General features: G+C 46.7%; 1 protein-coding gene. It reads left to right on the top strand.

What is annotated here, in order from left to right:
* Positions 1-7 precede the first annotated feature (7 nt).
* Positions 8-276, top strand: a 269-nt coding sequence (locus AAEY88_RS13355) for an RsmG family class I SAM-dependent methyltransferase (protein WP_350563165.1), incomplete at its 3' end; no start/stop codon positions are given.

Genomic DNA, 276 nt, shown 5'->3' on the forward strand with positions numbered 1-276 from the left:
GCCAAAGCTGGCCAATATCTTGGCGCAAGCGATAAATGAGCTAGGTCTGCCGTTAAGTGAAACGCAGCAGCGCACGTTATTATTGTACTTAGACCAGCTTTTATTATGGAATAAAGCGTATAATCTGACCGCCATTACTGATCCAGAAGAAGCGCTGATCAAGCATGTGATAGATTGTCTGTCTATTATAACGCATTTACCCGCTGGATCGTTGCTAGATATCGGCACGGGAGCAGGGTTGCCGGCAGTGATTATTGCCATTTGTCAGCCTGAGCG

It is taken from the genome of Psychrobacter sp. CAL346-MNA-CIBAN-0220 (assembly GCF_040309805.1).
In the GTDB taxonomy this organism is placed as follows: domain Bacteria; phylum Pseudomonadota; class Gammaproteobacteria; order Pseudomonadales; family Moraxellaceae; genus Psychrobacter.